22 protein-coding genes, 1 pseudogene and 1 riboswitch are annotated in these 24,527 nt (G+C 54.9%); of the genes and pseudogenes, 10 read left to right on the forward strand and 13 right to left on the reverse strand.

The window, feature by feature from the left end; all coding sequences use genetic code 11:
• Genes ACIQW9_RS07385 through pilV form a run of 4 tightly spaced genes read right to left on the reverse strand, consistent with a single transcriptional unit; the run spans position 1 to position 4,392 of the window.
• Positions 1-2,187, reverse strand: a complete 2,187-nt coding sequence (locus tag ACIQW9_RS07385) for a pilus assembly protein (protein WP_402334843.1) — start codon at positions 2,185-2,187, stop codon at positions 1-3.
• Entirely contained in the window at positions 2,187-2,813 is a 627-nt protein-coding gene (locus tag ACIQW9_RS07390; RefSeq protein ID WP_402334846.1) for a PilX N-terminal domain-containing pilus assembly protein, read from the reverse strand. Before ACIQW9_RS07390 ends, ACIQW9_RS07385 begins: the two co-directional genes overlap by 1 nt.
• Positions 2,810-3,811: a PilW family protein gene (locus tag ACIQW9_RS07395; protein ID WP_402334848.1), complete on the reverse strand. Its 1,002-nt coding sequence runs from the start codon at positions 3,809-3,811 to the stop codon at positions 2,810-2,812. Before ACIQW9_RS07395 ends, ACIQW9_RS07390 begins: the two co-directional genes overlap by 4 nt.
• Positions 3,808-4,392, reverse strand: a complete 585-nt coding sequence (gene pilV, locus ACIQW9_RS07400) for a type IV pilus modification protein PilV (protein WP_402334851.1) — start codon at positions 4,390-4,392, stop codon at positions 3,808-3,810. The genes ACIQW9_RS07395 and pilV overlap by 4 nt, the downstream gene beginning before the upstream one ends.
• A gap of 429 nt (positions 4,393-4,821) precedes the next feature.
• Here pilV and ACIQW9_RS07405 point away from each other — a divergent pair, with 429 nt between their 5' ends.
• Positions 4,822-5,685 (forward strand): hypothetical protein, encoded by an 864-nt coding sequence (locus tag ACIQW9_RS07405; protein ID WP_402334854.1) that lies wholly within the window; start codon positions 4,822-4,824, stop codon positions 5,683-5,685.
• Between the two features lie 542 nt (positions 5,686-6,227).
• Here the strand turns inward: ACIQW9_RS07405 and ACIQW9_RS07410 are convergent.
• From ACIQW9_RS07410 to ACIQW9_RS07425, 4 genes and pseudogenes are all read right to left on the reverse strand, one after another.
• A pseudogene (locus ACIQW9_RS07410) lies at positions 6,228-6,885 on the reverse strand (IS1595 family transposase).
• 100 nt (positions 6,886-6,985) lie between these two features.
• Positions 6,986-7,456: a transcriptional regulator NrdR gene (gene nrdR, locus ACIQW9_RS07415; protein ID WP_011871773.1), complete on the reverse strand. Its 471-nt coding sequence runs from the start codon at positions 7,454-7,456 to the stop codon at positions 6,986-6,988.
• A gap of 251 nt (positions 7,457-7,707) precedes the next feature.
• Complete coding sequence (gene glyA / locus ACIQW9_RS07420; RefSeq protein WP_402334857.1) at positions 7,708-8,952, reverse strand: serine hydroxymethyltransferase; 1,245 nt, start codon at positions 8,950-8,952, stop codon at positions 7,708-7,710.
• 170 nt (positions 8,953-9,122) lie between these two features.
• Positions 9,123-9,227, reverse strand: a riboswitch (ZMP/ZTP riboswitch).
• A gap of 217 nt (positions 9,228-9,444) precedes the next feature.
• Positions 9,445-9,675, reverse strand: a complete 231-nt coding sequence (locus ACIQW9_RS07425) for a hypothetical protein (RefSeq protein ID WP_402334860.1) — start codon at positions 9,673-9,675, stop codon at positions 9,445-9,447.
• 13 nt (positions 9,676-9,688) lie between these two features.
• On the opposite strand from ACIQW9_RS07425, the gene ACIQW9_RS07430 reads away from it, so the two are divergent.
• The 5 genes from ACIQW9_RS07430 (at position 9,689) to xth (ending at position 16,965) form a co-directional block, all read left to right on the forward strand.
• Positions 9,689-10,900, forward strand: a complete 1,212-nt coding sequence (locus ACIQW9_RS07430; protein ID WP_402334863.1) for an efflux RND transporter periplasmic adaptor subunit — start codon at positions 9,689-9,691, stop codon at positions 10,898-10,900.
• A gap of 12 nt (positions 10,901-10,912) precedes the next feature.
• Positions 10,913-14,074 carry an efflux RND transporter permease subunit gene (locus tag ACIQW9_RS07435; protein ID WP_402334865.1) on the forward strand — a complete coding sequence of 1,054 codons (3,162 nt, stop codon included), beginning with the start codon at positions 10,913-10,915 and terminating at the stop codon, positions 14,072-14,074.
• The gene (locus tag ACIQW9_RS07440; RefSeq protein WP_402334868.1) at positions 14,067-15,497 is read left to right on the forward strand and encodes an efflux transporter outer membrane subunit; all 1,431 of its coding nucleotides are present in this window, start codon (positions 14,067-14,069) and stop codon (positions 15,495-15,497) included. The genes ACIQW9_RS07435 and ACIQW9_RS07440 overlap by 8 nt, the downstream gene beginning before the upstream one ends.
• Positions 15,494-16,105, forward strand: coding sequence for a TetR/AcrR family transcriptional regulator (locus ACIQW9_RS07445; protein ID WP_402334871.1), 612 nt, complete (start codon positions 15,494-15,496; stop codon positions 16,103-16,105). Before ACIQW9_RS07440 ends, ACIQW9_RS07445 begins: the two co-directional genes overlap by 4 nt.
• Before the next feature lie 95 nt (positions 16,106-16,200).
• Complete coding sequence (gene xth, locus ACIQW9_RS07450) at positions 16,201-16,965, forward strand: exodeoxyribonuclease III (RefSeq protein WP_041322544.1); 765 nt, start codon at positions 16,201-16,203, stop codon at positions 16,963-16,965.
• Between the two features lie 118 nt (positions 16,966-17,083).
• Here xth and ACIQW9_RS07455 read toward each other — a convergent pair whose 3' ends face one another.
• The 5 genes from ACIQW9_RS07455 to ACIQW9_RS07475 all read right to left on the reverse strand — a co-directional run bounded on the left by ACIQW9_RS07455 (position 17,084) and on the right by ACIQW9_RS07475 (position 20,622).
• Positions 17,084-18,061, reverse strand: coding sequence for a Bug family tripartite tricarboxylate transporter substrate binding protein (locus ACIQW9_RS07455; protein ID WP_402334874.1), 978 nt, complete (start codon positions 18,059-18,061; stop codon positions 17,084-17,086).
• A 177-nt stretch (positions 18,062-18,238) separates the two neighbouring features.
• A complete protein-coding gene (locus ACIQW9_RS07460) occupies positions 18,239-18,589 on the reverse strand; it encodes a DUF6572 domain-containing protein (protein ID WP_402334876.1) in 351 nt (116 codons plus the stop codon).
• 104 nt (positions 18,590-18,693) lie between these two features.
• Positions 18,694-18,948, reverse strand: a complete 255-nt coding sequence (locus tag ACIQW9_RS07465) for a hypothetical protein (RefSeq protein ID WP_402334879.1) — start codon at positions 18,946-18,948, stop codon at positions 18,694-18,696.
• Between the two features lie 21 nt (positions 18,949-18,969).
• Positions 18,970-19,626 (reverse strand): class I SAM-dependent methyltransferase, encoded by a 657-nt coding sequence (locus ACIQW9_RS07470; protein WP_402334882.1) that lies wholly within the window; start codon positions 19,624-19,626, stop codon positions 18,970-18,972.
• Between the two features lie 54 nt (positions 19,627-19,680).
• Positions 19,681-20,622: a CysB family HTH-type transcriptional regulator gene (locus tag ACIQW9_RS07475; RefSeq protein ID WP_402334885.1), complete on the reverse strand. Its 942-nt coding sequence runs from the start codon at positions 20,620-20,622 to the stop codon at positions 19,681-19,683.
• Positions 20,623-20,771: 149 nt separating this feature from the next.
• On the opposite strand from ACIQW9_RS07475, the gene ACIQW9_RS07480 reads away from it, so the two are divergent.
• From ACIQW9_RS07480 to ACIQW9_RS07495, 4 genes are read left to right on the forward strand one after another with little or no spacing between them, the layout of a single operon-like run.
• Positions 20,772-21,545 (forward strand): sulfite exporter TauE/SafE family protein, encoded by a 774-nt coding sequence (locus ACIQW9_RS07480; RefSeq protein ID WP_402334888.1) that lies wholly within the window; start codon positions 20,772-20,774, stop codon positions 21,543-21,545.
• Between the two features lie 10 nt (positions 21,546-21,555).
• Positions 21,556-23,250, forward strand: a complete 1,695-nt coding sequence (locus ACIQW9_RS07485; protein ID WP_402334891.1) for a nitrite/sulfite reductase — start codon at positions 21,556-21,558, stop codon at positions 23,248-23,250.
• The gene (locus ACIQW9_RS07490; protein ID WP_402334894.1) at positions 23,243-23,800 is read left to right on the forward strand and encodes a DUF934 domain-containing protein; all 558 of its coding nucleotides are present in this window, start codon (positions 23,243-23,245) and stop codon (positions 23,798-23,800) included. The genes ACIQW9_RS07485 and ACIQW9_RS07490 overlap by 8 nt, the downstream gene beginning before the upstream one ends.
• On the forward strand, positions 23,797-24,525 hold the full coding sequence (locus ACIQW9_RS07495) for a phosphoadenylyl-sulfate reductase (RefSeq protein ID WP_402334896.1): 729 nt from the start codon (positions 23,797-23,799) through the stop codon (positions 24,523-24,525). Before ACIQW9_RS07490 ends, ACIQW9_RS07495 begins: the two co-directional genes overlap by 4 nt.
• Positions 24,526-24,527 lie beyond the last annotated feature (2 nt).

Below are 24,527 nucleotides of genomic sequence, written 5' to 3' on the forward strand. Positions count from 1 at the left end.
CTATTTCCTGTTGCCGGATGCACGCAACTCCAGCCAGTTCACCAGTTCGCGCCAGCTCAGGCGGCCTGCAGTCATGAAATATTCAACCGTGTTTTTCTGCCCGGGCTGTGCGGCTTCTGCGGCGGCTTCCGCAGTGTTTTCTGCTGCCGGATCAAGCAACCCCAGTTTTTTCTTCACGCGACGTTTGCCACCTGCCTCGCGTGCGGGCGCTTGCTCCGCCATGGTCGCCATGAGCAGGGGTGGATACAGCGCTCCGGCAGGAGTTAAATAGGGGACGGGATTTGCATAGGCCGACAAGCCGGTTAGCGCGTTCAGCATGTAGGAACGTCCGCTCCCTTGCCGGCAAGGATCATCGGCAGGAAGGTAGGTGTTGAAAAACAGATTGCCATCCGTGATGTGCGCACTGGCGATGCTGCGCTCGCCACTCTTGTGCGCATCGGGGAAATCGACATACCAACCTTTTTCCGCCACATCTGGCGCACCGTACCGTACAGCGCTACCGCTGATTTCCAGCGTATTGCCACCGGCATTTGTTGCCGCCAGTTTTCTCTCTGTGAGCTGGCTGCGCATTACCGTCTTGTTGTCCAGAACATCGAGGATGGCGTAAAAAGACTGGCTTTTGAAACGACTCCTATCCAGATCACTACCTTCCAGAAATTTCCCCGTGCCGAACAAGACCAGATACGCATCCTCAGTAGCAAAAACGACCTGGACTTTCTGCGTAATCGGCTGCCGGTTCCGCTGTGCATCGCTGGCGGCAAACAATGGCTTGAGCGGAACAGCACCCAGAGCGTTCGACCAGGGCGCATTGCCGGAAAAATTGAAGCGCCAGAGATTGCCCTGCAAATCACCGGCATAGACATGGCTCACCGCACCGTCGGCTGCAAGTACCGCCGAGGGCGCCATCAAGCCATTGGCCATATCCTTGTCGCTGATCGGAACAAGGAACTTGAAATAGTTGACGCCGGCTATCCATTTATCCGCCCCGGCTTTATCCAGTGCCAGCAGAAACAGTGCACTGGATCCCTGTGCGTTGAATTTTCCGGCACCATCGTCGTGGTAATTATTCAAGCCACTGGCCACTACCGCAAAATAGCGGTAAATCGATACGCCCTTGCTGATGCCTACCTTGAATTTTGCTATCAGCGGAGCACCGAGTACATGGCCGATATCTGCATCGTCCGCATCGGTAAATTCCCACAGCACACCCAGACCGCGCTCGAACTGTTCCGGCCGTGTCACATCCAGTGCAAAAACACCTTGCGCACCGCCGCCCATGCCGGCAACAAGCACACTCTTCCATTGCTGGCCGAGGCGTGCTTCCGCAACCGCAGGCGCGCCGTCCACATAAGGACGGTAGACGTAATCGACGGCCGTCAATTGCGCCAGGCGATGCAACAAGGCTTGCGGAATATAGGCAAACAATTCTTCACCGGTATCAGCAGCGAACGCATGCAGCATGCCATCGGCAGCGCCGACATAGACGACGGAACGCCGCGTCTTGACGGCATCGTAAAACGCCTGATAATCAGCCCCTCGCACAGCAGCATCAGGAGCACCGACGAATACCGGCGCAGCATGCACAATCGCGCCCAGCAGGCGATCCCGTGCGCGAAAAATGCCATCTGCCTGCCCCAGTTCGTACCGGCGTCCGCCACGCAGATAATCCAGACGCTTTGCTCCAAGCTGGTCGTCGAGGCCGTTGAATGTATGCAGCATGGTTTGCTGTGCAGCGGATAATTCGCTCCAGAAAAATGGCATCGTGCGCAGCTTTTGGTCTGCTGCCAATCCTGCGGTATAGATGCGCCTCAGATTGGGAACCGGTTGCGCTGGCAACGACGTGCCCGTCAAGATGTCTGCCGCATCCCAATCGGCGGTAGACGCTTTGCGGACGGCGCCGTCTGCGCCGTCAAACCCTAAGCGGAATTTTTTCAGGCTGCCGCTCCCGTTTGCTGCATTGTATGCAGCCTGATACAGGTAAATGCCGGCATCGGAAATGCTCGTTGCCGATACAGCAGCGCCGGATGCTGTCAGGGTTCCCGCTCCTTGCGCGACGCAGGATATCGTCATCGGATCGGTTTCCAGCGTGACTTCCGGTACGGCGGCGCTGGCGCAATACGAGAGTGCCGCCAGCAGAATCAGCACCATGTTGAACCGGCATCTGCTGCGCATGCGTAAGGGGCTCATCAATGAGCTTTGCGATAAACCGTTTGCAAGACAACTTGTGTCGTCTCGCGCGTACCGAAACCGATGGCGGTAATCCGGTAAAAATAACTGGGTACATCGCTGCGCTCACCCGGTTTGCGGTATAGCATCAATTCAACGATGTAACGCGGCACCCTGCCCGGTAAAGAGCCGTTCGCCGTGTGAAAAGCGCGGCCGGTAAATTGCCCGTATGGTACGGAGCTTGTCGTGGCCCTCGCATCATCCAGAAAATCGACGCTGTGCCAGCTCGGCACCATTCCTTCCGCAGCATGACGGCATAGTCCGAGATAGGGATTCTGTGCGCCGCTACCGCATGCCGCACTTGCCTCATCCGGAAAACCCAGCGCACTGGAGTGCGAGAAAAGATGGCTGCGCGATCTGGCCATATCCGGCGAATGCTCGATATCCGTCTCTGCGTCCAGCAAGGCCGCTTCCGCCGCCTGAAATGCAATCTGCCTGTCCCTGTCGTTACGCGATGATTTTTCACTCTGCATGGCGATCTGTGCCGAGGCAAGACCGAGCAATAAAACCATCAAAAGAATCAGCAATACTGAAAACAGCACCATGCCCTGTTGCGGCCGACGGCTGGCGAACAGGAAGATCTTCATGCGCCGCTACCCGCCGCAGCGTTGCGTAATTGAATCGTGTGCGTAAACACTTTTCTGATACGGTTTTTTGTAGCAGCCGGCAATGTACTTTCACTGATCCGTGTCCCTTTGTCGCTGGCTGCATGCATGTCGCCATAGGCAGCGCCGAACAGGTCGTACTCGCTTTTGAGCGCATCGTCGCGCGCAACTTGCGAGCCGCGCACCAGCAAAGCCAGTTTGATCACGCTGATTTTTTTCCAGTGCGTCTGCCGATTGAAATCACCGGCACGTGCCAGCGCGTTCTCTCCGCTTAACAGCAATTGAGCGTCCAGAGCATTTAGCCCATCGGCATTCAGAAATTGTTCCGCTACGCCATCACCGTCTGCATCCAGACCGTACAAGACCTGGAAGGATTCCACCCCACGCGCAATAGCATCTGCATTCCAGCTGGTTTTTGATTGATATTTGCAACGCAATTCGGGTTCGCCGGCACTATCCTTGGCGACGAAGAAAATACTCCAGCCCCGCTCCTGTTCGATGCCTGTTGCCGCACTGGTCGCTGCAACCGGCAAGCCGGCGCAATTCAGGATCGCCCCCTCTTCGCCGTCAGCGTCGTCACCGAAAAAACGCAAGGCCAGCACATCGCTGCCGTTGACGACATCCGTCGAAGTAAGCGAATCGAGTTCCGGCATGGTTTTCTTCAGCGTCATGGCATCTTTGCCGATAATGCTGGCACTGAACGCAGCCTCTACCTGCGCGGGCATGGTGGCGCTATGCCAGTTTTCATAACCGGCCTGCCGCACTGCACGCGATAGAATTTCGATCGCGTAACGTCCGGTTTCCTGAATGTGCGCCTGCTGATCCTGCATCACATAGCCGGCCTTGCTCGCTACCAGCAAGCCTATCGCTGTCAACACAAGAAACAAACCCAGGGTGATGGCTATCATCAGTTCGATGAGCGTCAAGCCCTGCTGATGCGGCAGAGCTTGCGCCCGGCGCGTATCAGGCCGTCTTGTCATTTGGCATAGCCTGCGACGGTCAATACCATCCCTGGCGCTGCTGCCGCAGCATCTTCAAGCGCATTGCCAGTACGATCTTTTTCCTGCCAGCCGATCTTGATCACGACAGGTGCGCTTGCAGCTGAACTCGCCGTCGCCGTGCACTCCCAGGCAAAACGTCCGGCTACTGCATTCCACGGCAAGGCATCGCGGCAGATGCGCACGCGGCCGCCAGGGAAGTCTGCATCCAGCTGTTGCAGCAACTGCGCAATGTCAAAACGCGCAAGTTGTTCCGCATCGCAATGTGCGTCTGCGTCATAGCATGAATAATCGGATAGGCGGTGCGGCGTGGTCGACACTTTATGATCGACCTGCAGATAAGGATTCTCGCTGTCGCCCCGCTGCATCTGCGCACCATTCGCACGCATCATGTCTGCCATATCGCTGGCCAGATAAAGTGCTCGGGTTTGCAAGGCGGATTGCTGCGCGGTACGCAAGGCCGTCAGTTGCATGCCTGCCCCGCCGATTACACCGGCAGTCAACACGAAAACCGAGATCAGTACCTCGATCATGGAAAATCCGTGTTCGCCTGATGTCATCATGTCGCACCTTCCATCGATGATTGCACCCATTCGGAATAAGGGTATGCAAACAGAAAAGAGGTTTTTGAGTAGGGACGATTGTTGCAATAATTTATATTTTTTCGTATCCCATCAATATGGGATGCATCTTTGCGTTCACGTTTGGGACATGAAAGATCAGCGTCGTTTTATTCCAAAAAAAATGGCGATATTATATTTGACGTACCCAACCACCAAAGCGAATAGCTTTTCTGAAGAACCAGACCATGCAAACCCCTAACAATTAACTGCAAATTAGCAGACTAACTCAACTCAATAGCAACAATAAGCACTTAATAATCAATTACTTACATCAACAATGATGCAAGAGTTGAGCTTCAATACATTTAGTGCTTGTGCTTTTCTTTTGGTTTGCGATACACTTGCCAAATCGATCGCAAGGAGGCAAGTATGGCTGAACATAAAGAGGGAGATTTTGACGCTGCCAAGAAGGCAGAGGCCCGCACGACTGCGCGAACCGCACGAACAACTCGCCCCAAATTGAATAAGGCTTTGCCGACCGATCGTGCCACCGTTCTGAAACAGCTAGGCATCCTTCGCGCAACTACCGCCGCCAGTGGACCAGAACGAAAGCCAGTCTCCAACGATGACGTATCTAAAATCGCCAGCCTTCATCCAGGCACCATCTCGGTTTGCAATCCATTTTTTCTCGAATCTGGATTATTAACTCGCGTGAAGTTGCAGAACGTACCTTGCGAAGAGGCATTTGCATATGCGGACCGATATAGGTGGGACGGCGAGAAAGCTGCAATCAAACTTGCCCCGGTAATCCGTAAAACTTGGTTTTGTACGGCACTTCTTCCAAAACTCGCATTTCGTCCGCTGTCGCTGGATGAAGCTGTCGCGTTCTTAGCGGAAGAGGCCGGAGCGGCGCCAGAATACAAGGACCAGCTTGCGATGCTCGTTGAATATCTTCGTATCACCGGGATTGTTTCGGTAGATGGAGGAATGATCACGGCGAGCGATGCGGAAGTTACGCCACCGCCTCCAGCTTTAGACGGTAATGCTCCTCCGGCCAATCAGACACATAACAAAAATGGGGGGCAAGGAGAAACCGGTGGCAGCAATGTCGGATTGAATCTTGATCCGTTACTGCTGGCCTTACTGGAAAAGATACCGGGACGCGGTCAGAAGTGGCCTGCAGAAAAACGACTTCGTTGGTTCAAGACCTTTGCCATGAACGTCAGCCAAGTTTATGACGACGACGAAACGACGGTTGAACTCATAATTAAAGGTGTGGGAGAACAGCAATGAGAAGATGATTCGGCCCTGACTCCCATCATCGAACTCACCGAGCATGGGCCGGAAAAAACAACGCCCTCATTGACGAACAACTCTTGGCGGAGCAGTCAATGAGGGCGGTGGTGAGAAAGACAGCGCGTTAAGGCGTGCCTCTGTCTGCCACTGCTATCTACCAGATAGTCCTTGTAGTGTACTTTAAAAGGACACAGTGGACAAGAATTGCCTTTAACCTCTTTATAGAAGGAGGCATCATGCCGCCCAATCTATATCTCAAGGTAAAGGATGTCTTTGTGCATGCCTATCCCAGGTTCCGGTTCGGAAAATGGGAAAGCGTATGCCAACACTGGCGTTCGGCACCGGGCCAATTGACGTTCAATTTCGATTAATCTAACTAGCAGGCTCCTTCGGGGGCCTGCCTCGCGTCGGTCGTGGTTTGGCCGCCGCTTTATCTAGCGCAGTTTTTGGCGTGATGATCGATAGAGCCCGATCAAATATATCCCCGCTCTCGTCAGCTTGTAGGTGTTTGGCAACCGAAGTCCTTTGATTTCTCTTCGTTAATTAGTTCTTTCGTAAGTCAACAGCTTGCCGGCCACGCCACGCAGCAAATTGTCTGCGCACTGTTTGTCATTGACGCCAAGTGCAACGCGGTTGTTGTAACACAAATCGAACTCAGCGAGATAGCGGTTCAAATGGTTATGGCCACAATGCTGATACACGCCTTTCATGCCGCGTTTGAAAATCGAAAATTAGCCTTCAATAGTGTTGGTGTGAATGGTGCGATCAATCTTGGAAGCATACTCGCCTTTACCGTGATGGGTAAAACCCGTGTTCAGCAAAGTAATTTTGCGCACCTTTGTACTGGACGACCTCGTCGGTCATCAAGTGGGCGTCGTGGGCAATCAAGATCGATGTAATGGTGGTCGCCTTGATGTTATCGATAACCATACTGCGAACCTGTCCGGTCGAGCGGTCAACCAGCAACAGCACTTTGTTCTTGTGGTCGTAACCACGACCTTTTTTCTCGCCTTTCGGCTTTTTGTTAAAGTCGCGGCCAATAAAAGTTTCGTCTACTTAAACAGCACTACGGTTGCCACCGAACGGTGCAAGACCGCCGCAATGAGTGCAAACCGGGCCTTGCGGCCAGATTCCCGCCTCTACAAACGCATAGACTGCTTCTTCGTTGTGAAAGTGGGCTTGCGAAAGTATGCTCATTTCTATCTCCTGTGATTAAACTATAGGAAATAAAAAAGTAGATACGTGAAGTATGATGTCGCAAAAAAATAGCCCGCATCGCGGGCCATTTTGCATCTGCTTATTTGGATGGAGGTTTGCGCTCTCGCCCCACTTCGGCAATCGCATCCTGAAACTCCGCCACATCTTCAAAACTTTTATACACCGAGGCAAAGCGGATATAGGCAATCTTGTCGAGGCGCTGCAATTCGCGCATGACCAGTTCGCCGATCTGCCCGGAAACAACTTCCCGCTCTCCGCTGGAAAGAAGTTTTTGTTCGATGCGGTGAATGGCCGCATCAACGGCTTCCGCAGAAACCGGGCGCTTGCGCAAGGCAAGCTGCAGGCTGGCTTGCAACTTCTTCGGATCGAAGTCGGTGCGGCTGCCGTTTTTCTTGACGATGACCGGCATGGCCAATTCAATCCGCTCGTAGGTTGTGAAGCGTTTGTCGCAGCTCACGCAGCGACGACGACGGCGTATGCTGTCGCCCTCTTCCGAGATGCGCGTATCCAGAACCTGAGTATCGTCGTGCTGGCAAAAAGGACATTTCATTGCAGTGCGCGGCCTTATGGATCGTTGTCTTGTAGATCGTTGTCTTCCAGCTCGTTACATCAGCGAAACCTTGAACACATGCCCGGCTGTTTTCACCGGCTCAATAATGCGACTGCAAATACCACTACTCGTACCCGACATTCCAAAATGGCCTCATCGGGTATGCAACCGCGACGAGGCCATTTTGCTGCGTTTTCCATTCATGCGGAAAATCGCCTTGCTTGCACGAACTACTTTAAATCAACAATCCATCAGCCGTAAACCGGGAAGGCATCAGTCAGTTTCTTGACTTCGGCTTTCACGCGTTCGATGGTTGCTGCATCGTTCGGATTATCCAGCACGTCGGCGATCAGATTGCCGACTTTGGTCGCTTCCGCTTCCTTGAAACCACGGGTGGTCATCGCAGGGCTGCCGAGACGAATACCGGAAGAAATAAACGGTTTTTCCGGATCGTTGGGAATACCGTTCTTGTTGGTCGTGATGTGCGCGGAACCCAGCAATGCTTCTGCATCCTTGCCGGTGATTTTCTTGGCGCGCAGATCGACCAGCATCACATGCGATTCGGTGCGATTGGAAACGATGCGCAAGCCGCGTGCGATCAAGGCCTTGGCCAATGCATCTGCATTCTTGAGGACTTGTTGCTGATAGACCTTGAACTCGGGCGCCAGCGCTTCCTTGAATGCCACTGCCTTGCCGGCGATGACATGCATCAATGGGCCGCCCTGGATGCCGGGGAAAATTGCCGAGTTGATGATTTTCTCGTGTTCGGCCTTCATCAGGATGAAGCCGCCGCGCGGACCACGCAAGGATTTGTGCGTGGTCGAGGTAACGAAGTCGGCGAACGGCACCGGATTTGGATATTCGCCGGCAGCGATCAGACCGGCGTAATGCGCCATGTCGACCATGAAGTAGGCGCCGATTTCTTTCGCGATTTTTGCAAAGCGCTCGAAGTCTATGCGCAGCGCATAAGCCGATGCACCGGCAATGATCATCTTCGGCTTGTGTTCACGCGCCAGACGTTCCATCTGTTCGTAATCAATTTCTTCCTTGTCGTTCAAACCGTAGGAAACCACGTTGAACCATTTGCCCGACATATTCAATGCCATGCCGTGCGTCAGGTGGCCGCCTTCTGCCAGCGACATGCCCATGATGGTGTCGCCCGGTTTGAGGACAGCAAAGAACACGCCCTGGTTGGCCTGCGAACCGGAATTCGGTTGTACGTTGGCAGCTTCAGCACCGAACAATTTTTTTACGCGATCGATCGCGAGTTGTTCAACGATATCGACATACTCGCAGCCGCCGTAGTAACGCTTGCCCGGATAACCTTCGGCATATTTATTCGTCAGTTGCGAACCTTGCGCTTCCATCACGGCAGGCGAGGTGTAATTCTCGGATGCGATCAGCTCGATATGATCCTGCTGACGCGTATTTTCCTGCTGGATCGCCGACCACAGTTCAGTATCTGTTTTTGCGAGGGTCTGGTCTTTTGAAAACATGAATCACTCCAATCGTTCAAAAATGGGCAAGAAGCCTTAATGTATGCATCACGACACATCACGGCAGAATCGAATATCGAACTGCAGCGACATGCAAAACAAAGCAACAAACCCGGGATCGAATGAAGGCCGAAATAAAACGCGCAGGCAGCCTCGGTCTTGCATTCCACTCGGGCTACCCAGGCGCACGGCAATAAAATCTCACGCTTCACGGTGGATAGGCCCACCTTACGACACGATGTGATCGGTCGGATTCGCCAGTTACGTGAGACGAAATGGTGCGTGAATTTTACGGCAAGCGCCTGTTTTGGGCAAGCGAGGCAAGCGCAAGCGCCCCGTACCGATAGAGTTGTGCAAAACGCCCCTGGAAAATAGAAAAACAAGAAGGGAGCGCGTCGGCAATCACCTTGTCAAAATGCAAAATTCGACGCTGCAATCATCGCAAGTCAGAGAAGTCAGAGAAGTCAGAGAAGTCAGCATGACAGAGCCCTGTCATTCCATCCTCAACAAACAACTTTCCTGCCGAGTAAAAATCTGCCGGATGTCACGTGTTTCCGCAAGCAATCCGGCTTTACCGCGCTGATTACCCACTATTTGCGACGCCTTGTGAACAGGATTATCTCCCATGTTCAACGCAACCAGAAAAAAGAATGATCGTTCACTCTTTGTGTTATCATGCACCCTGTCAATTTTTGCCGCCGCGTATCCGGCGTGCTTTTTCAATCTAGAGGTCCCTATGTCGCCAATCAAAAACTTGCCGCGCTTTGCAACCTTTGCTGTGATGCTTGGTGCCGTCGCTATTTCCGGATGCGGAAACAAAGAAGCTGCCGCACCGGCGCCAAGCGCCCCTGCCGTTACCGTCGTAACCCTCAAGGCACAAGAAGTGAGCCTGACGCGCGAGCTGCCCGGCCGCACCAATGCATTTCTGGTCGCCGAGGTAAGGCCTCAAGTCAACGGCATCATCAAGAAAAGGTTGTTTACAGAAGGTGCCCAGGTCAAGGCCGGACAGCCGCTGTATCAACTCGATGATGCAATCTATCAGGCCAATTACGCCAGCGCCAAGGCAAGTCTGGCACGTGCGCAGGCAACACTGAAATCGGCCGAATTAAATGCCACGCGCACCGCTGAACTCGTCAAGATCGATGCCGTCAGCAGACAGGACAACGAAAATGCCGAAGCGGCATTAAGCCAAAGCAAAGCTGATGTGGCCGCTGCGCAAGCCGCATTGCAAAGCAATAGCGTGACGCTGGCTTATGCACAAATTACTTCGCCGATTACCGGTCGCATCGGCAAATCGTCGGTCACGCAAGGTGCGCTGGTTACCGCCAACCAGGCGGCGGCACTGGCAACCGTACAACAACTCAATCCGGTCTATATCGATCTGACGCAATCCAGCAGCGAACTACTGCAGTTGCGCAAGGAACTCGCAGCCGGCCGCCTGACCCAATCCGGCAACTTGCCGGTGCAGATCGTGCTTGAAGACGGCAGCCGCTACCAGCATGACGGCAAGCTGGCATTCGCCGATGTGACGGTCGATCCCGGTACCGGCAGCTTCGCTTTGCGCGTGACCGTACCCAACCCTGACAATATCCTGATGCCCGGCATGTATGTGCGCGCCCTGATAGGCAATGGCGTGCGGCAGAATGCCATTCTGGTGCCGCAACAAGGGATCGCACGCGATCCCAAGGGCAATACCAGCGCCATGGTGGTCGACAAGGATGGCAAGGTTGCATTGCGTCCAGTCAGTGTCAGTCGCACCATCGGTGACAAATGGCTGGTGGAAGACGGCCTCGCTGCCGGGGATCGTGTGATCGTCGCCGGCCTGCAAAAAATTCAGCCTGGCATTCCGGTCACCGCCACCGAAGAAGCCGCACCTGCAGCACAAGCGGCAAGCGGCGCTGCCGCTGCAACGCCAGCGCAGTCCGCGCCGGCAACCTCTAAGCCTTAAGCGGAGAACCATATGGCACGCTTTTTCATAGATCGCCCGATCTTCGCCTGGGTCCTCTCCATCATTATCATGTTGGCAGGCGGACTGGCGATTTTTACTCTGCCGATCTCGCAGTACCCAACTATCGCCCCGCCTACTGTCAGCATTCAGGCAACCTACCCGGGTGCGTCGGCCAAAGTGGTCGAAAATTCGGTAACCCAGATCATCGAACAAAACATGAAGGGACTGGATGGACTGATTTACATGTCAGCCACCAGTTCTGCCACCGGTAGCGCACAACTCACGCTGACCTTCGACAATAAAACCGACCCGGATATCGCTCAGGTTCAGGTGCAGAACAAGCTGCAGCTGGCAACGCCGCTGCTGCCGCAGGAAGTACAGCGTCAGGGCGTGGTGGTCAGCAAGGCTGCCAGCGGTTTCCTGCAAGTGGTGGGTTTCGTTTCCGAAGACGGCAGCATGGGCAAGGATGATATTTCCGATTACGTGGCAGCCAATCTGGTCGATCCTCTCAGTCGTGTTCCCGGCGTAGGCAATATCCAAGTGTTCGGCTCCAAGTATTCGATGCGGATCTGGCTCGATCCCAACAAGCTCGATACTTACAAGCTGGCGACTACCGAGGTCATCGCCACCATCAGAGCGCAAAATGCCCAGGTTGCGGTCGGCCAGCTCGGCGGCGCACCAGCTGCGCCCGGCCAGCAACTCAACGCGACCATCTCGGCACAAGACCGCCTTCAGACGCCCGAGCAATTCCGCGACATCGTCATCCGCAGCAATCCGGATGGCTCAGCGCTCAAGCTGGGTGATATCGCACGCGTGGAATTGGGTGCGGAAAGCTATGAAACCATCAGTCGCTATAACGGCAAGCCGGCCACCGGCGTGCTGATCTCGCTGTCTACCGGCGCCAATGCGCTGGATACTGCAGTCGGCATCAAGAACAAGCTGGAGGAACTCAAGCCCTACTTCCCCGCCGGCCTGGCCGCTGTTGTGCCATTTGATACCACACCGTTCATCTCGGTATCGATCAAGGGCGTTGTCGCCACGCTGCTGGAAGCAATCGTGCTGGTGTTCCTGGTGATGTATCTGTTCATGCAGAACATACGCGCCACCCTGATCCCGACCATCGCCGTACCGGTGGTGCTGCTGGGTACTTTCGGCATCCTGGCCGTGCTCGGCTTTTCCATCAATATGCTGACCATGTTCGCGATGGTGCTGGCTATCGGCCTGCTGGTCGACGATGCGATCGTGGTGGTCGAAAACGTCGAGCGCATCATGACCGAGGAAGGCCTGTCGCCGCTGGAAGCAACCCGCAAGTCGATGGACCAGATTACCGGCGCCCTGGTCGGGATTGCGCTGGTACTGTCTGCGGTGTTCGTGCCCATGGCTTTTCTGGGTGGTTCAACCGGCATCATTTACCGGCAATTCACGGCAACCATCGTGTCGGCAATGGCCTTGTCCGTGCTGGTTGCGGTCGTGCTGACACCAGCGTTGTGCGCCACCATGCTCAAGCCTGTAAAAAAAGGCGAGCACGGCAAGACGACCGGTTTCTTCGGTTGGTTCAATCGCAATTTTGAACGCAGCAGCACTAAATACCAGAATGGCGTACGCGGCATACTCGGCCGTGGCAAACGCTTCATGGCGATCTTCCTTGCCCTGATCGTCGTGATGGTGCTCCTGTTCGTGCGCCTGCCTAGTTCCTTCCTGCCGAACGAAGATCAGGGCATCCTGTTTTCACTGATCCAAACCCCGGTTGGCGCAACACAAGAACGCACACTGGAAGCAATCAAGAAGGTCGAACACCACTTCCTGACAGACGAAAAGGATGTCGTCGAATCGATATTTACTGTGCAGGGTTTCAGCTTCGCCGGTACCGGCCAGAACAACGGTATGGCTTTCATCAAGCTCAAGGACTGGAGCGAACGCACCAGTCCTGAATCGCAAATCGATGCAGTGGCCGGTCGCGCCATGGGTGCCTTTAGTCAGATCCAGGACGCATTTGCGTTTGCATTTGCGCCGCCGGCGATCCCTGAGTTGGGAACTGCTGCCGGTTTCAGCTTCTTCCTGAAGGATAACGCCAATCTCGGCCACGAAGCCTTGCTGCAAGCGCGCAATCAGTTGCTGGGCGCGGCTGCACAAAACAAATTACTGGCTAAAGTGCGTCCGAATGGACAGGAAGATTCGCCACAGTTCCGTATCGATATCGATACGCAAAAAGCCAGCGCACAGGGATTGTCGATTGCCGACATCAACTCCACGCTGTCAACCGCCTGGGGCGGCCAGTACATCGATGACTTCATCGATCGTGGGCGCGTCAAGCGTGTCTACATGCAGGCCGATGCGCCGTTCCGCATGGTGCCGGATGACTTCAAGCTGTGGTCGGTACGTAACAATAAAGGCCAGATGGTACCTTTCTCGGCATTCGCCAGCGCACGCTGGGAATATGGTTCACCGCGTCTGGAACGTTACAACGGCGTCTCGGCAATGGAGATTCAGGGCGAAGCCGCACCTGGTGTCAGCTCCGGCGATTCCATGAACGAAATCGAACGTCTGGCAGCGCAATTGCCGGCCGGCTTCGGCATCGAATGGACTGCACTGTCCTATCAGGAACGGCAGGCCGGTTCGCAAACCACGCTGCTGTATACGCTATCGCTGCTGATCGTGTTTCTGTGTCTGGCGGCATTGTATGAAAGCTGGACGATTCCGACAGCCGTGCTACTGGTGGCGCCACTGGGTATTCTCGGTGCGGTGCTGGCGAATACACTTGCCGGCATGGAACGCGACGTCTACTTCCAGGTGGCGATGCTGACCACGGTGGGGCTGACCAGCAAGAACGCGATTCTGATTGTCGAATTTGCCAAGGCCAACCTCGATAGCGGCATGGAATTAATTGAAGCCACACTGCGGGCAGTACGTGACCGTCTACGCCCCATCATCATGACCTCGCTGGCCTTCGGCCTCGGCGTATTGCCATTGGCGCTTGCCAGTGGTGCCGGCTCCGGCGCACAACGCGCGATCGGCACCGGCGTGGTCGGCGGCATGATAGTCGGCACCCTGCTAGGCATTTTCTTCATTCCCTTGTTCTTCGTGCTGGTAGAGCGCCTGTTCATGCGCCCGAAACCACCTGCACCCACAGCTGCCGAATCTATTGAAGCAGCAGGAGCACCATCTCATGACTAAACCACTTCTCTCCACGCTGGCACTCGCCATCACACTGGCACTCAGCGGCTGCGCGATGCTGGAACCGCAACTGCCGAAAGCAGATGCAGCCATTCCAGCCGAGTGGCCACTGCCGCCCAACACTGCGACAGCCGGCCAGAATGTCTCCAGCGAGACTTCTGCAACAAAGGAACAAGCCACACCGGATATCGGCTGGCGCGATTTTTTCGTTGACCCGAAACTGGAAGAACTGATCGCGCGCGCGCTGCACAACAACCGCGATCTGCGGGTCGCTGTACTGAATGTAGAACGCGCACGTGCGCAGTACCAGATTCAAAATGCCGAGCGCTTTCCGGCGCTGGATGGCGGCGTGGCGCGCAATCGCAGCGGCGGCAATATTGCCAATGCCGGCGATTACTACAGCGCGGCCTTGAGCGCATCGTTCGAGCTGGATCTGTTCGGACGCATCCATAATCTGAGTCAGGCGGCACTGGAACAATATTTCGCGCAGGAAGAAGGACAACGTAGCGCCCAGCTGAGTCTGATTGCCGAAATCGCCAACACCTATCTGACCTTCGCGGCCGATCTGGAATCGCAGCGGATCGCGCAGGCGACTTTCGATAATCAGCAGATCGCCTACGATTTGGTCGTCAAGCGTCATCGGGCCGGCGCCGTCTCCGGCCTTGATCTGAGCCAGGCGCAAACCACGATAGAAACCGCACGTGCCGATGTGGCACGCTACGCCGGTTTGGTCGCAACCGATCGCAACGCCCTGACCTTGCTGGTCGGTGCGCCAGTAGAAGACAGTTTGCTGCCGCAGGGTTTTGATCTGAAGGTCAGCGGTATCGCACCGTTGCCGGCGCAACTACCTTCGCAGGTTTTATTGCGTCGCCCTGACGTGCGGCAGACCGAGCATGTACTGCGTGGCGCCAACGCCAATATCGGCGCTGCACGCGCGGCCTTCTTCCCGTCGATCTCGCTGACCGGCAGTGTCGGCAGCGCAAGCAACCAGCTATCCGGCCTGTTCGACAGCGGCACGAAATTCTGGAGCTTTGTGCCGCAAATCAGTCTGCCTATTTTCCATGGCGGCGCGCTGCGCGCCAATCTGGGAGTCGCGACTGCGGATCGCGACATCGCCCTCGCACGCTATGAAAAAGCCATTCAGTCCGGTTTCCGCGAAGTGGCCGATGCGCTGGCGCTGACCAGCACCCTGGCTCAGCGACGCCAGGCGCAACAGGCGCTGCTGGATGCTGCCAGCCACGCCTATGACTTGTCGAAAGCACGCTATGAATATGGTCGCGACAGTTTCCTGATCCTGCTGGATGCGCAACGTACCTTTTACACCGCGCAACAGAGTCTGGTCGCAGCGCAACTGGCTGAACAAGGCAATCGCGTGACCTTGTACAAGGTGCTGGGCGGCGGCTGGGAGGAAGGCACGCAATGAGCCTGCCCTCCTCTACGTCGAAACTCACGCAGCGCGCCGAACTGCAACGCGAGCGCATTCTGAATGCAGCGCAGACGTGTTTTATCGAGCAGGGTTTCCATGCGGCCGGCATGGCGCTGATTGCGCAGGCTGCGGATATGAGTCCGAGCCTGATCTATCGCTACTTTGATAGCAAGAACGCCATCATTCTCGCCATCGTCGAGCAACAAGTTGCGAATGGCCGCACTGCCATTCGCAGTCTATATTACGCGCCGGATTTCGCTGCCGCCGCATACGAAGCTTTTACGCAATGGCGTACCGCCGATCCGCGCATCATGAATGCCGCACTGTTCATGGAAATGACGGCCGAAGCCAGCCGCAATCCCGCATTGGCAAGCGCCTTCGCTACTTCCGACCAGGACTTGCGCAATGAAATAGGCAACTGGCTCAGCGCCAGTGTGGCCGATGGCGGCAAAGGCTTGTCTGTGGAAATCGCGCAATCGCGTGCGCTCTCCATGCAATGCTTCATGGAAGGATTGGCGATACGCGCATTGCGGGAACCCGATCTGTCGCCGGAAAAACTGAAGCTGGCCATCGCCCATTTCGTTGAAGGCATGTTTGCGGTCTGAGCATTCTTCCTGCTGGCTACTGTAAAATTCGACTGATCCCTGCGCACACTTCTGCGCAATCAACATCATTCTTCAGCAAAAAGGCATTACCTCCCATGAAGCTCGCTACCTGGAACGTCAACTCTCTCAAGGTTCGTCTGCCGCAAGTGCAGCAATGGCTGGTCGATAATCCGGTCGATGTGCTCTGCCTGCAGGAAACCAAAACCGTCGATGAAAAATTTCCCGTTGCGGAAATAGAAGCTGCCGGCTATCAGGTCGCGTTTACCGGACAGAAGACTTACAACGGTGTGGCCATCCTGTCGCGCCATCCGATTACCGATGTGACGAAAAATAATCCGCTGCTCGACGATGAACAGCAGCGTATTATCGCCGGCACCATCCAGGGCATACGGATCGTGTGCGCTTACGTCCCGAACGGCCAGTCGCCCGATTCGGACAAATACATCTACAAGCTGAACTGGCTCAAAGCCCTGCATGAATGGCTGGCGCAGGAACAGCAACAGCATCCCGAACTTGCCTTGCTCGGCGACTACAACATCGCACCTGAAGATCGCGACGTGCATGATCCGGCTGCCTGGGCCGGTCAGGTGCTGGTTTCGGAACCGGAACGCGCTGCCTTCGTGCGTCTGCAGGAGATGGGCTTTACCGATGCCTTCCGCATGTTTGAACAGCCGGAAAAATTGTATAGCTGGTGGGATTACCGGCAAATGGGATTTCGCCTGAACCGCGGTTTGCGTATCGATCACATTCTGCTGTCGGCACCGCTGGCAGCACGCTGCAGTGCCTGCGTGATCGACAAAGTGCCGCGTAAATGGGAGCAGCCTTCCGACCACACGCCGGTGATTGCCACCATCGATTAAGTCTTCTGCAGCAAACCGAAGCTGCACCCGGAATGCAAAAATGCCCCGCTTACCTACGCGGGGCATTTCAGTTTACGCTGGCACACGCTGCCATCAGGCAGCGCGTGAACGCGCAAGATCAGTCTACGGTCGCGCCGCTGTCCTTCACGACTTTCGCCCATTTCACCGATTCTTCCTTCACGAATTTAGCGAAGTTTTCAGGTGTATCGCCAACATAATCCGAACCGGTATCAGCCAGAATTTTCTTGAATGCAGGTTCTTTCATGATTTTCAGCGTTTCGGCATTGATCTTGGCAACCAATGGCTTCGGTGTGCCGGCTGGCGCAAAGAAACCGTACCAGGCGTAGGAAACCACTGCCGGCAAACCGGATTCAGCAAAGGTTGGCACGTCCGGGATCAATGGGGAACGTTGCGCACCGGAGACAGCGATCACTTTGACCTTGCCGCTTTTGATATGCGGCATGATCGCGATCATGCTGTCGAACATGATAGGCACGTGACCGCCAAGCAGATCGGAAATTGCCGGTGCCGAACCTTTGTAAGGTACGTGCGTGATATCCAGCTTGGTCACGCTCTTGAACAATTCACCCGTCATGTGCTGCGGCGTGCCGTTACCAGCCGATGCATACGAAAATTGCGGCTGTGTCTTGATGTAGGCGATCAGCTCTTTCAGATTGTTGGCAGGAACCGATGGGTGGGCAACCAGCACCAGCGGTACGCGCAACAGATTGGTGATAGGCACCAGATCCTTGCTTGGATCGAAGGCCATTTTTTTGTACAGGCTAGGATTGATCACGATCGGTGCGCTGGAGGTGATCAACAGTGTATTGCCGTCGGCTGGGGCGCGCGCAACTGCTGCACTACCGATGTTGCCACCGCCACCGCCACGATTGTCAATGACGAAAGGCTGGCCCAAATCTTCTGTCAGGCGCTTGGCAATAGGACGGGCTGCGATATCGGATGGGCCGCCCGGAGGCCATGGCACGACGACGGTGACCGTCGAGTTAGGCCAGTTTTGTGCAAACGCACTCACTGAAAAACTGGCTGCTGCAATCGCGCAAAAGAGTACTTTGCTGACGCGAGATACTTGTCTCATGGTGCTATCCTTATAAAAAGTAATCACGCACCAACTTGTGATACAGCTTAAACAACAAGCAGCACAAGCTGATGTGCAAAGGGTAAGGCGACGGATGTTACGCCTCAGAAAAAGAAGAATACCGCATCTTGCCGGATGATACTTACCGAATACTTACCAATTACTTACACGAGCAATTTATTCGTCTGCTTCACTCGCGTAATCGCTACCCAATGGGCCGAAACTTAATTCATAGCCGGCATCGCCCAGCACGTTTTGCGCCTCTTCCAGAAACCGGTTTGCTTCTTCGTTCGGCGCATAGATAAACTGGATATGTATGACCATGTCCAATCCGCGCGAAACGGGATAGTCGAGATAAATCTCGCTGCTCTCGACATACTGCAAACTATTATTGATCTTTGCCTGCAGGTCAGCGAGATGAGTTTCATCTTCCGTCCACGACAAAGGATCAACGATGTTCAATGTGCATATCCCGAAATCGCTGTCGATAATAATGCTGTCAATGAGCTTGAGGCGTTCGTCTCTCATGATTTGAATGTACTCGTACTTAAATAAGGTGATTGCGTTGTTGCTATTACTTTCAGCTCACGCTCAGTGCTGCGCCACAGTCTGGATTACAGCGCCGTTGGCAGTCAGCTCTTTTTAATCAACTGCTTTTCAAAAGCGATATCGGACTTGGTCTGGCGTCTTGGCGTTTGCGGGCCGTAGGCTTTGACGAAGGCGACGAATTCGTCCAGCGCCATGCGTTCGCACAACTTCACCGGCGCAGCGCCGGAATGATCGACCAGATAAAACGATTCATCGGCATTACGCACCATCGCGTAGCCGTCATTACCGCTGCGTTCCTTCAGCCGCTCGACGGCGGCAGTGGCTCGGGTTGACCTCACGTCATGCTCCTGTTTTTCGTCTTAGCGCAAACGCGCAGTCAGCATCCAGTAATGTTCAAAATGATGAACGCGCATATCTCTTAACAAGGGCCCCAGGCGTTTGCGCAAGGTGCTATTGGTATAGTAATTTTTAAGGATTTCGTAACGCTCGCCATCCGGGAGGGTATGAATCTGGTAAGTGTTGCCTTCCTGATCAGTACGCGCAATCACGGTTTTTTCGGTATCGACTTGCGAATTATCCACCAGCACCAACAAGCCATCCTTACCTATGATCTTGCGTATGCGTGCTATGACTTCAACCTGCTCCTGACGTTTGACATGCGACCACCAGAAGCCGGCGAAACAGGCCGTGAACGTGCCTTCCACTTGCGGATCGAGCGCATCGGCAACCGCGAACTGCACGACTTCCTCGGGCAGTTCTCTGGCCCTGGCGTGCTCCAGCAAGGATGGATTGATGTCGGTAGCCAGCACCGAAGCAGCGTATTCAGCCAGCTCGTCGGTCCAGTAACCGTCGCCGCACGCCAGTTCCAGCACATGCTGATCCGTCATCAAATCGCGCAAATTGTCCATGATGTCGTCGAGCGCATCTATCCCATCAGGATTCTCTACATCCTCTTCGTCGAAATTGTTGCGCCGCGCGTAATACGCTGCCATATCGGTATTGACCGGTTTGATCATGCTTCGTTTACTTCCTGATTAAATCGTTCATATTCATCTGTGCCATGTTGAATGTCATAGCTCGTACATATCCTTGTCGCCGCTCAATACCTGCTCCACCAGCTTGCGATTGAGCGTAGGCGTCAACAGCTCGATGAAGGTAAATACATAGCTGCGCAAATAAGCGCCCTGCTTCAGCGCCACGCGCGACACATTGGTGCCGAACAAATGGCCGGCCGGGATCGCCCGCAGATTCTTGTCGCGCTCGGCATCGAAGGCCATGCCGGCGATGATCCCGATACCCATGCCAAGCTCGACATAGGTCTTGATGACGTCGGCATCAATGGCTTCCAACAGGATATCAGGCTTCAGATTACGCAGATTGAACGCATGGTCTATCTTGTTGCGTCCGGCAAATGCACTATCGTAGGTAATGATCGGATAAGCAGCCAATTCTTCCAGCGTAATCGATTTCGATTTCAGCAAAGGATGATCGAGCGGCACCACCACCTGATGCTCCCATTGATAACAAGGCAGGGAAATCAAGCCGTCCATATTGGCAATCGCCTCGGTCGCAATCGCCAGATCCGCCTGATCCATCAAGACCATTTCAGCAATCTGCTTCGGATTGCCTTGCAATAAAGACAAACGCACCTTGGGAAATTTCTGCGTGAATGCCTGCACTACCTTCGGTAGCGAATAACGCGCCTGCGTATGCGTAGTGGCAATCGTGAAGCTGCCGCTATCGTGCGCCGCGAATTCATTGCCTATGCGTTTCAGCCCTTCTATCTCCAGCATGATCGCTTCGACCGACTTTAGCACCGCGCGGCCCGGCTCGGTCAGACCGCGTATGCGCTTGCCATGGCGCGAAAAGATATCCACGCCCAGCTCTTCCTCCAGCTCGATGATGGCCTTGGACACACCGGGCTGTGACGTAAACAGCGCCTTGGCCGCTTCCGTCAAATTGAAATTTTGCCGAACGGCTTCGCGCACAAAGCGAAGTTGGTGGAGATTCATGCCTTCCCCTCATGTTTTTTCGACTGAAAAGCATTTCAGTCATTTTTCATCATTGCTTATATCGAAAACACATATAAGCAAATAATTACTAAGTCGTTTGGAATAAGGCTCAAGTTTATTACTATTTCCCCTACTTTGCGCGGGGTCTTATGTCTGTTTCTTATATCGTTTCAGGTTTTGCTGTCGGTTTGCTGGTCGGTTTGACCGGCGTCGGCGGCGGTTCCCTGATGACGCCCTTGCTGACACTGCTGTTCGGCGTATCGCCCACAGTGGCGGTCGGCACCGATCTCGCGTTTGCCTCTGCCACCAAGGTCGCCGGCACCTTTGCCCACCGCTATCGCGGCAATGTGCACTGGCATATCGTCAAACATTTGTGCCTGGGCGCTCTGCCAGCTGCCGTATTGACCACGCTGACACTGAAATACTTCGGCGGCCTGGATCAGGAGATCGGCCAGATCATCCGTTACTCGATCGCCGGCTCGGTCATGCTGACCGTGATCGCGCTGATATTCAGGACACGCATGCAACACTGGATGAACGCACATCCGGGGCGACAAATTCAAGGTGGAAAACTGGTCGTAGCGACAATTGTTTCCGGTGCAATTCTTGGCACATTGGTTACAATCTCGTCTATTGGCGCCGGTGCTATCGGTGCCACCATACTGGTTTTGCTTTATCCCCGCCTGACACCGGCCGAAATTGCCGGTACCGATATCGCCTACGCAGTGCCCTTGACCGCCATCGCGGCCCTCGGCCACTGGTGGCTCGGATCAATCAATTGGGAACTGCTTGCCATGCTGCTGCTCGGCTCCGTGCCCGGCATCACGCTGGGCTCGCTGGTGGCGCGAACCATACCTGAAAAAGTGCTGCGCGTGTTGCTGGCCAGTGTGCTGACAACCGTCGCCGTGAAGTTAGTTTACTGAGGAATACAAGATGTATCGCTACGATCAATACGACCATCAAATCGTCAAGGAACGCATCGCGCAATATCGCGATCAGGTGCGTCGCCGCCTGTCGGATGAACTGGCAGAAGACGAATTCCGCATTCTGCGTCTGCAGAACGGTCTCTACATGCAACGCCACGCCTACATGCTGCGCGTCGCCGTTCCCTACGGTCTGCTGTCGTCGGCGCAGATGCGCATGTTCGGCCATATCGCCCGCAAGTACGATCGCGGCTACGGTCACTTCACCACGCGCCAGAACATCCAGTTCAACTGGATCAATCTGGAAGAAACGCCGGACATTCTGACCGAACTGGCTTCGGTGGAAATGCACGCAATCCAGACTTCGGGCAACTGCATCCGCAATACCACTTCGGACGAATTGGCCGGCGTCGCCACCGACGAAATCATCGATCCGCGTCCGTATGCGGAAATCATCCGCGAATGGAGCACCTTCCATCCGGAATTTGCCTACCTGCCGCGCAAATTCAAGATCGCCATCAACGGTGCGGTCGAAGACCGTGTCGCCACTGCCGTGCATGACATCGGCCTGCACGTCATCAAGAATGAACAGGGTGAAATCGGCTTCCGCGTACTGGTCGGCGGCGGCATGGGCCGCACCCCTATCCTCGGCAGCGTAATTTGCGAATTCCTGCCGTGGCAGCATGTCATGACTTATCTTGAAGCGATTCTGCGCGTCTATAACCAGTACGGTCGCCGCGACAATATTTACAAGGCGCGCATCAAGATACTGGTGAAGGCCATCGGCATCGACGAATATCGTCGTCAGGTCGAGCAGGAATGGCTGGATATCAAGGATGGCCCCGGCACCCTGACCGAAGAAGAATTGAATCGCGTTGCGGCATTCTTCACCATGCCTGCGTATGCAGCATTGCCGGCGACCGACGCAGAATTCGAGAAGAACAAGGCGGAAAACAAGGCTTTCAAAAACTGGCTGAGCCGCAATGTCAAACAGCACAAAGTTCCCGGTTATGCAGCCGTCGTCCTGTCATTGAAGAAAACCGGCGTGCCGCCTGGCGATGCAACGGCAGAGCAGCTGGACTTCATGGCCGAGCTGGCCGACCGCTACAGCTTCGGCGAATTGCGTGTCACGCATGAACAGAATGTGGTGCTGGCTGACGTCCGCATCGCCGATCTGTACGCTGTATGGGAAGCCGCAAAATCGCACGGCCTGGCAACGCCGAATATCGGCTTGCTGACCGACATCATCTGCTGCCCCGGCGGCGATTTCTGCTCGCTGGCCAATGCCAAATCGATACCGATCGCAGAAGCGATTGCCGAACGTTTCGACAGTCTGGATTTCCAGCATGACATCGGCGATATCGAATTGAATATTTCCGGTTGCATCAACGCCTGCGGCCATCACCACGTCGGCAATATCGGCATCCTCGGCGTCGATAAAGACGGTGCCGAGTGGTATCAGGTATCGATAGGCGGCGCGCAAGGCAATACCAGCTCGATCGGCAAGATCATCGGCCCATCGTTCTCGGCATATCAAATGCCGACCGTGATCGAACGTCTGTTGCAGGTTTACGTACGCGACCGCATCGAAGATGAACGCTTCATCGACACTGCCCGTCGCATAGGCGTCGCACCGTTCAAGGAACATGTGTACGCCACACCGATCAAGGTTGTGCAAGCTACAGGAGAAGATGCATATGCTTAACATCATCAAAGATAAAGCCGTTGTTGGCGAAGACGACTGGACATTGCTGCGCCTGAAAACGGAACTCGTGGCAGGCACGGAAGAGCAAATAACCGAAAAACCGGAAGACGCTTTCGTTCCCGCCGGCAAGGTCATCGTGCCGCTCTCCGTATGGCAGGCGCAACGCGCGCAACTGGAAGCACGCGACGATATCGGCGTCTGGCTCGCCAGCGACGAACGTCCGGAAGCATTGAAAGACGACGCTGCCAGATTTTCGATGATCGCGATTGATTTCCCGAAATTTGCCGATGGTCGCGGCTATTCGATTGCCTACAATCTGCGCATGCGTTACGGCTACTCGGGCGAACTGCGCGCGGTCGGCGATGTGCTGCGCGACCAGTTGTTTTACATGCAGCGCGTCGGCTTCAACTCGTTTGCCATCCGTGCAGATCGCGACGCCAATGATGCACTCAAGGGCTTGAGCGATTTTTCCGAAAGCTATCAACAGTCGTGGGATAAAAAAACACCTTTGTTCCGTCGCGTGGACCGTCAGGCAGTGGCACCAAAATGAACGAAACTGATTTCGCCGCGCTGGTTGCGACCACGAAAGAAACGCTGCAGCACGTGGCGGATCAGTTTGCGCCCGCCGTTTTCGCTTCCAGCCTGGCAGCAGAAGACCAGGTGCTGACCGACATGATCCTGCGCAGCAAACTGCCGATCGCGATTTTCACGCTGGAAACCGGCCGCCTGCATGCAGAAACACTGAGCGTGCTCGATCGCATCAAGGAAACCTACGGTGTCGAGGTCGCCTTGTATCGTCCACAGCCGGAAGCGGTTGACGCCTACGTCAGGCAAAACGGTTTGAATGCTTTTTATGACAGCGTGGACATGCGCAAGGAGTGCTGCCGCATCCGCAAGGTCGAACCCTTGAATCGCGCCTTGCAAGGCAATCGTTCATGGATTACCGGCCAGCGCCGCGCGCAATCAAGTACGCGCGCCGAACTCCATGTGCAGGAACAGGATGACGCGCACGACATGGTGAAGTTCAATCCGCTGGCGGACTGGTCGGAAGAAGATGTCTGGCATTACATCCGCAGCAACCAGGTGCCGTACAACCCGCTGCACGACAAAGGCTACCCATCCATAGGCTGCGAACCCTGCACCCGTGCCATACAGCCTGGCGAAGATGTACGCGCAGGTCGCTGGTGGTGGGAAAACCCGGAATCCAAGGAATGCGGTTTGCACGTCGTTGACGGCAAGCTGATCAGAATCAAACCCGTATCTACTACAGCGTGAGA

The sequence above is a fragment of the Herminiimonas sp. NPDC097707 genome (assembly GCF_044761395.1).
Taxonomy (GTDB): Bacteria; Pseudomonadota; Gammaproteobacteria; order Burkholderiales; family Burkholderiaceae_D; genus Oxalicibacterium.

Bases quoted from the DNA above. Each gene is read 5' to 3' on its own strand.
- ACIQW9_RS07385 (WP_402334843.1), bottom strand. From the start codon at position 2,187: ATGAGCCCCTTACGCATGCGCAGCAGATGCCGGTTCAACATGGTGCTG.
- ACIQW9_RS07390 (WP_402334846.1), bottom strand. From the start codon at position 2,813: ATGAAGATCTTCCTGTTCGCCAGCCGTCGGCCGCAACAGGGCATGGTG.
- ACIQW9_RS07395 (WP_402334848.1), bottom strand. From the start codon at position 3,811: ATGACAAGACGGCCTGATACGCGCCGGGCGCAAGCTCTGCCGCATCAG.
- pilV (WP_402334851.1), bottom strand. From the start codon at position 4,392: ATGATGACATCAGGCGAACACGGATTTTCCATGATCGAGGTACTGATC.
- ACIQW9_RS07405 (WP_402334854.1), top strand. From the start codon at position 4,822: ATGGCTGAACATAAAGAGGGAGATTTTGACGCTGCCAAGAAGGCAGAG.
- nrdR (WP_011871773.1), bottom strand. From the start codon at position 7,456: ATGAAATGTCCTTTTTGCCAGCACGACGATACTCAGGTTCTGGATACG.
- glyA (WP_402334857.1), bottom strand. From the start codon at position 8,952: ATGTTTTCAAAAGACCAGACCCTCGCAAAAACAGATACTGAACTGTGG.
- ACIQW9_RS07430 (WP_402334863.1), top strand. From the start codon at position 9,689: ATGTCGCCAATCAAAAACTTGCCGCGCTTTGCAACCTTTGCTGTGATG.
- ACIQW9_RS07435 (WP_402334865.1), top strand. From the start codon at position 10,913: ATGGCACGCTTTTTCATAGATCGCCCGATCTTCGCCTGGGTCCTCTCC.
- ACIQW9_RS07440 (WP_402334868.1), top strand. From the start codon at position 14,067: ATGACTAAACCACTTCTCTCCACGCTGGCACTCGCCATCACACTGGCA.
- ACIQW9_RS07445 (WP_402334871.1), top strand. From the start codon at position 15,494: ATGAGCCTGCCCTCCTCTACGTCGAAACTCACGCAGCGCGCCGAACTG.
- xth (WP_041322544.1), top strand. From the start codon at position 16,201: ATGAAGCTCGCTACCTGGAACGTCAACTCTCTCAAGGTTCGTCTGCCG.
- ACIQW9_RS07455 (WP_402334874.1), bottom strand. From the start codon at position 18,061: ATGAGACAAGTATCTCGCGTCAGCAAAGTACTCTTTTGCGCGATTGCA.
- ACIQW9_RS07460 (WP_402334876.1), bottom strand. From the start codon at position 18,589: ATGAGAGACGAACGCCTCAAGCTCATTGACAGCATTATTATCGACAGC.
- ACIQW9_RS07470 (WP_402334882.1), bottom strand. From the start codon at position 19,626: ATGATCAAACCGGTCAATACCGATATGGCAGCGTATTACGCGCGGCGC.
- ACIQW9_RS07475 (WP_402334885.1), bottom strand. From the start codon at position 20,622: ATGAATCTCCACCAACTTCGCTTTGTGCGCGAAGCCGTTCGGCAAAAT.
- ACIQW9_RS07480 (WP_402334888.1), top strand. From the start codon at position 20,772: ATGTCTGTTTCTTATATCGTTTCAGGTTTTGCTGTCGGTTTGCTGGTC.
- ACIQW9_RS07485 (WP_402334891.1), top strand. From the start codon at position 21,556: ATGTATCGCTACGATCAATACGACCATCAAATCGTCAAGGAACGCATC.
- ACIQW9_RS07490 (WP_402334894.1), top strand. From the start codon at position 23,243: ATGCTTAACATCATCAAAGATAAAGCCGTTGTTGGCGAAGACGACTGG.
- ACIQW9_RS07495 (WP_402334896.1), top strand. From the start codon at position 23,797: ATGAACGAAACTGATTTCGCCGCGCTGGTTGCGACCACGAAAGAAACG.